Raw genomic sequence first — 4,432 nt, 5'->3', positions numbered from 1 at the left:
TGCGAAGGAGGCCCGCACAGGGCTCTCCGAGCTGAACGAGGTGATCGCGGGAGACTGGCGACTGCTCTGGTACAGCGGCCAGTGTGCCCTGCTCGAAGGCGAATTCGACCAGGCGGCAGGATGTTTCGACACCGTGCTGGCCACCCTGCCCGGTGAGCTGGCACCCAAGCTGGCGCTGGCGGCCGCCGCCGAACTGCGTGACGCGCGCGACGACGCCATGCGCTACTACGAGATGGTGTGGCGTACCGACCACAGCTACGTCAGCGCCGCGTTCGGACTGGCGAGGCAGCGCGAACGAGGGGGAGACCGGGCTGGTGCGATCGCCGCACTGGACCAGATCCCGGCCGCGTCGGCGCATTTCACCGATGCAGGCGCCACCGCGATCGAGATCCTGCTCGAAGGGCGAACGGCCGAGAACCTGGACGAGGCGACGCTGCTCGATGCCGACCGGAGGGCAGGTGCGCTGACGCTGGAGTCCAACACCAAGCGGGCGACGATTCGGCTGCGGGTGTTTGACGCGGCACTGGGCTGGCTGAAGGCGGGTAACACCAACAAGTCGTCGCGCTTGCTTGGCGCCGACTTCAACGAGCCGGGTATCCGGGCAGGCATGGAACGCTGCTACCGAGAGTTGGCGCACGAGACGGCTGGAATGTGGGACCGTATTGCCTTGGTGGAGAGGGCAAATACGGTTCGACCGAGGACACGGGTATGACGGCCGCGCAGACCGCGTGCCCGCAGTGCGCAGCGCCCATCGGGGTGGCGGATCGGTTCTGCGAGAGCTGCGGCGGACCGCTCTTCGAGGAGCCACAGCCGGAGATCCACCGGGTCGCGATTCCACGTGGCGGGCTGTCGCAGGAGGGCCCGTGTTCGGACTGCGGTAACGCGACCTTCGCCGACGGGTACTGCAGCGCGTGCGGTCACCGGCGCGCCGAGCCGGACCGTGACGAGGCTCGCCTCGGCGTGATCGCACTGATCACCGACCGCGGTCTGCACCACGCCAGGAACGAGGATGCCGCCGCGGCGGGGACGGTGAGCCGAGGCGCCTCCGGTGAGCACCCCGCAATCGCAGCGGCGGTGTGCGACGGGGTGTCCACCTCCGGTGAGCCCCAAGTGGCGGCGGTCGCGGCCTCCAAGGGCGGTGTGGACGCGATGCTCACCGCGCTCGCCGCCTCCAAGGAGCCGCGCACGGCGGTGCTGGCCGGGCTGTCCGACGCAGCGAAGGCGGCGGTGGATGCGGGTACGGGACTCGATCCGGCGAACGCGCCGTCGTGTACCTATACCGGGGCGACGGTCGTGACGAATGCCGCAGGGAAGGTTGACATCACGGTCGGAAACGTGGGCGACAGCAGGGCATACTGGCTGCCCGAACCGCCAGGACTCCCGCAACAACTGACGGTCGACGACTCCGTCGCGCAGGAATTGATGTCGGCGGGAGCATCCGCCGAGTCGGAGGTCGTGTTGCGCGGCGCACACACGATCACCCGTTGGCTCGGCGCCGACGCCGAACCAATACCGTGGTCCGAGTCGAGCGTGCGGACGATCACGGTCGCCGGTCCTGGTGCACTGTTGCTCTGCTCGGACGGGCTGTGGAACTACCTTCCCGACGCGGGCGATATCGCGCGTTTCTGCAGCGGCACCGACCCGGCCTCGGCGGGGCGCGCGCTCACCGAGCACGCCTTGAAGTCGGGCGGCCAGGACAACATCACCGTCGTATTGATCCCGATCGAAGGGGCTTCATGAGTTCACCTGAACAGCAAGGCATCTCGGTTGACGTAGACCACAATCCCTACCTCGCCGAGGGATCCGGGACGGTGGACGCGATCGTCAGCATCACCGCAGGAAGCGACGTCGCCGCGGTGGCCGCTCCCACGGTGCGCGTCGAAGCCATCATCATCGACTGCTCGACGTCGATGTTGAAGCCTGCCGGCAAGTTCGACGCCGCCAAACGCGCCACCACGGCAGCCATCGACGAGCTCACCGATGGCACGTACTTCATCGTCGTCGCAGGGACCGCGCACGCCGGCCCCATCTACCCCACCGAGGGCGTGCCGACCACCGCGAGTGCGGCGACCAAGGCGGCCGCCGCGCGGGCGGTCGACGGCCTACGGCCCAACGGCGGAACGGCGATGGGTACCTGGCTTGCCTACGCGCGGGACGTCGTCGGGCAGTTCCCAGGCGCGCTCACCCATGCGATCCTGCTCACCGACGGCAAGGACGAGCACGAGACGCCCGAGCAGCTGCAGCACGAGATCGCCTCGAGCGTAGGCCAATTCACCTGCGACTGCCGGGGAGTGGGAACGGACTGGCGCGTCGACGAGCTGCGGTCGATATCGTCGGCGCTGCTCGGCACCGTGGACATCGTCGCCGATCCAGAAGATCTCGCCGAGGACTTCGCCGCCATGATGCGGGCATCGATGGGCAAGACGATTCCGGATCTGACGCTGCGTCTGTGGACACCGGCCGGCGCCAGGGTGGAGTTCGTCAAACAGGTCGCGCCGACCGTCGAAGACCTCACCCACCGTCGTGTCGAGGCCGCAGCTCAGATCGGGGAGTATCCGCTGGGCTCCTGGGGTGCGGAGGATCGCGACTACCACGTTCAGGTCGAGGTCGAGCCCGCCGCGGCGGGACGGGAGAAACTCGCGGCGCGGGTGAGTGTCGTCGCAGGCGACGAGGTCGTGGGTGAGGGCCTGGTGAAGACGGTGTGGACCGCCGACTCGGCGTTGTCGGCGAAGATCAGCCGCCGGGTGGCGCACTACACCGGTCAGGTCGAGCTGGCGCAGGCAGTCCAGGAGGGGTTGGGCGCACGCAAGGACGGGGACGTCGCGACTGCGACCGCGAAACTGCAGCGAGCGATGGAACTCGCGGTGGAATCGGGCAACGATGGAACGGCCAAGTTGCTCAGGGGTGTCATCGAGGTCGACGAGCGGACGGGAACGGCACGCCTCAAGCGCGAGGTCGCGGCCTCCGACGAGATGGCCCTGGACGCCCGATCGACGAAGACCGCGCGGGTACGGAAGGAAACCTGATGCCGACCTGTTCAGAGGGGCACACCTCGGCTACCGCCGACTACTGCGACGTGTGCGGCGCTCAGATGGCAACGCCTGCAGCACAATCCGGCTCGTCTGCCGGGCCCGTGGCGAAGGCGTGCCCGTCGTGTGGGGCGTCGGTGTCTGGTCGCTTCTGCGAGACGTGCGGACACGACTCCGCACTGCCCCCGCCCGCGACGCCTCCGCAGTCGGCCGACGCGGTCGAACCCGTGGTGTGGACCGCTGTGGTCGCCGCCGACCGCGAGTTCCATGACCGCGTGCTCGCCCGCGGCGGCCCGGACACCGTCGACTTTCCGCAGTACTTCCCGGAACGTCGAATCACCCTGCGGCACGACACGACCCTGATCGGAAGGCACAACCGCGACCAGGGCGTCGACCCCGAGATCGACCTCGGTCTTCAACCCGCCGACCGCGGTGTCTCCACGCAACACGCGGTGCTGAAGGTCCGCGACTCCGCACTCACCGTCACAGACCTCGGTTCGACCAACGGAACCAGCCTCAACGGCAGCGAGCAGCTGCTGGTCAACGGCGAGGAAGTCCCGCTCGCCGACGGCGACCGCATCCACGTCGGCGCGTGGACCACCATCACGATCTCGAAGGGTGGTTGAACTACGCACCTGGCGATTGGTCTGCGCCGAAGTGGTCGGCGATGGTGAAAACGTCCTCGATCTGCGTAGATTCAACGATCACTGCCAGCCTGGCCTCGGAATCGGGATGCACGAGATCGGGTAGCACGTCGGCGAGTCGTTCCGGATTCACGTCAATGTCGAACACCGATAACACCTGGCGCGGATTCGCCAAGGACCGCGCGACGGTCACGGCGGCCGGATATGAAGAGCGAGTGTGCTCATCAGGCATCCAAGACGCCACGAACTGCTCATCGGTAATGCCCGGCTTGAGGGTTCGAACGTAGATTGCGCGCAGCACGACCACTCCTCGGGATTGGTGGACAAGCGAAGAGGCCGTACTGCACCCCCCACTTGGAATGTGTAATCGACGTTACATGATTCACTTGGAGAGTGTCACGCACGGTTGATCATCAGCGACGGGATCGTCTCCTGGAGGCAGTCACGACCGATCTCGTCGACAATGGTTTGCCTGGAGCGTCGTTGGATCGGCTCGCCGCGGCCGCAGATACCAGCGCCCGGATGCTGGTGCACCACTTCAGCAGTCGTCACCAGTTGATTGAACTCGCGCTTGCCCGCGCACGTCAGCGCCAACTGGAGGCCGCGCGGAGCGCGTTGCCGTCCTCGCCTGATTTCCTATCGCAGTTGGCCGCCGCCTGGCCATGGTTCGTCAGCCCCCAAACTCGCCGCTACTTCAAGCTATTCAGCCAAGTGGCCTCGGCAGAGCTAAACGAGCGCAACAAGACCGTGCGTGGCGGA

The 4,432-nt window shown here is 67.1% G+C and carries 6 protein-coding genes; 5 read left to right on the top strand and 1 reads right to left on the bottom strand.

Annotated features, from left to right (window positions below; translation table 11 throughout):
* The 4 genes from ACRDUX_RS06860 to ACRDUX_RS06845 all read left to right on the top strand — a co-directional run.
* On the top strand, positions 1 to 712 hold a 712-nt coding region (locus ACRDUX_RS06860), incomplete at its 5' end, for a tetratricopeptide repeat protein (protein ID WP_526412268.1).
* Positions 709 to 1,740 (top strand): PP2C family protein-serine/threonine phosphatase, encoded by a 1,032-nt coding sequence (locus ACRDUX_RS06855; protein WP_526412266.1) that lies wholly within the window; start codon positions 709 to 711, stop codon positions 1,738 to 1,740. The genes ACRDUX_RS06860 and ACRDUX_RS06855, both read left to right, overlap by 4 nt.
* Positions 1,737 to 3,026, top strand: coding sequence for a vWA domain-containing protein (locus ACRDUX_RS06850; RefSeq protein WP_526412265.1), 1,290 nt, complete (start codon positions 1,737 to 1,739; stop codon positions 3,024 to 3,026). Before ACRDUX_RS06855 ends, ACRDUX_RS06850 begins: the two co-directional genes overlap by 4 nt.
* A complete protein-coding gene (locus tag ACRDUX_RS06845) occupies positions 3,026 to 3,655 on the top strand; it encodes an FHA domain-containing protein (RefSeq protein WP_526412263.1) in 630 nt (209 codons plus the stop codon). The genes ACRDUX_RS06850 and ACRDUX_RS06845 overlap by 1 nt, the downstream gene beginning before the upstream one ends.
* Before the next feature lies 1 nt (position 3,656).
* Here the strand turns inward: ACRDUX_RS06845 and ACRDUX_RS06840 are convergent, their stop codons facing one another.
* Positions 3,657 to 3,980: a hypothetical protein gene (locus tag ACRDUX_RS06840; protein ID WP_526412261.1), complete on the bottom strand. Its 324-nt coding sequence runs from the start codon at positions 3,978 to 3,980 to the stop codon at positions 3,657 to 3,659.
* Positions 3,981 to 4,066: 86 nt separating this feature from the next.
* On the opposite strand from ACRDUX_RS06840, the gene ACRDUX_RS06835 reads away from it, so the two are divergent.
* Positions 4,067 to 4,432, top strand: a 366-nt coding sequence (locus ACRDUX_RS06835) for a TetR/AcrR family transcriptional regulator (protein WP_526412259.1), incomplete at its 3' end; no start/stop codon positions are given.

This window comes from Mycobacterium sp., from assembly GCF_050701675.1.
In the GTDB taxonomy this organism is placed as follows: Bacteria; Actinomycetota; Actinomycetes; order Mycobacteriales; family Mycobacteriaceae; genus Mycobacterium.
Note: the sequence above shows the minus strand (reverse complement) of the source record. Positions and strands in the feature narration are given on the sequence as shown.